At 76.6% G+C, this 1,266-nt stretch carries 1 protein-coding gene; it reads right to left on the bottom strand.

The window, feature by feature from the left end; genetic code table 11:
* Nucleotides 1-789, bottom strand: a 789-nt coding sequence (locus AB0O00_RS40085) for a helix-turn-helix domain-containing protein (RefSeq protein WP_363659597.1), incomplete at its 3' end; no start/stop codon positions are given.
* Nucleotides 790-1,266 lie beyond the last annotated feature (477 nt).

Below are 1,266 nucleotides of genomic sequence, written 5' to 3' on the forward strand. Positions count from 1 at the left end.
GTCGGCGGCGTTGTCCAGGACGAGGACGATCCTGCGCTCGCGCACCAGCGCCCGGAACAGCCCGGCCCGCTCCTCCGTGCCGGCCGGGACGGCGCCGTCGTCGACCCCCAGGGCGCGCAGGACCTGGCCGAGCGCGTCGCGGGCGGCCAGCGGGGTGGGGGCCATGCCGGCGAGGTCGAGCGAGAGCCGGCCGTCGGGGAACCGGTCGGCCAGGGAGTGGGCGGCGTGCAGGGCGAAGGCGGTCTTGCCCAGGCCGGGCTGGCCGCTGATCAGGACGACCCGGGGGTGGGCCGGGTCGTCCTCGCGGACCAGCTCGCCCAGGCGGGCGAGGGCCTCCTCGCGGGCCGTGAAGTCGGCGATGTCCCGGGGAAGGGCGAGGGCACCGGGGAACACGGGAGCGGCGGGGGGCTCGGCCGGTTCGGGGGTCTTGGCGGGCTGGCCCGGCCTGGCGGTGCTGGGGGTGCTGGGGGTGTTGGCGGTGTTGGGGGTGCTGGGGGTGCTACGGGTGGGCTGCGCGGGAACGGTTGTCGCGCGAGTGCCGCGCGGGCGTCCGGACTGGGCGGCCCGCTCCAGAGCCAGCGCGTCCGCCGCGTCCAGGCCCAGCGTGGCGGCCAGCGCCTGCACGGTGCGCCGCTGCGGCCCGCGCGTGCGGCCGCGCTCCATGTCGCCGAGGGCCCGCAGGCTCACCCCGGACCGTTCCGCCAGCTCCTCCTGCGTCAGCCCCGCCCGCACCCGGTACCCGGCCAGCAGACCGGAGAACTCCACGCCCCCGGCGACCGCGTCCTTCATCGACCCCACCCCTGATCCTGCCGGTACTTCTGCCACCCGTTTGTGCCTCAACCACTGCACGCAGGCAGAAGTATGCACGGTTTCGCGCGGCCCCGGTGCCACGGCACTGCTGCTCAGTGCGTGTGCCAAGGGACTGCGGCGGGCGGACGGGCCGACGGGCCGCGGTCGGACGGGTGCGCGGGGCCGATGGCAGAACTGCCCGTAGTTCTGCCTGTTCGCGCGCAGGCGGAACAGCGGAAGGGGGCGGAAATAGGACGGGCGGAAATGGGCGAGCGGAACTGGAGCGGGCGGAAATGGGGCGAGCGCGGACGCACCGGCCGGCTCGGACCGGGAGCCGGCCGGCGGGATCGGGACGTCGGGAGCCGGCCGTCGGGAGCCGCTCTTCCGGAACGGCCCGGCTCAGGCCCTGCCCGACCGGAGCTCGTCCGCACGCTGCCGGGCGGCGGCCGCGTCGCCGGTGCGGCCCACGGTCCTCAT

The sequence above is a fragment of the Kitasatospora sp. NPDC093558 genome (assembly GCF_040683475.1).
Taxonomy (GTDB): domain Bacteria; phylum Actinomycetota; class Actinomycetes; order Streptomycetales; family Streptomycetaceae; genus Kitasatospora.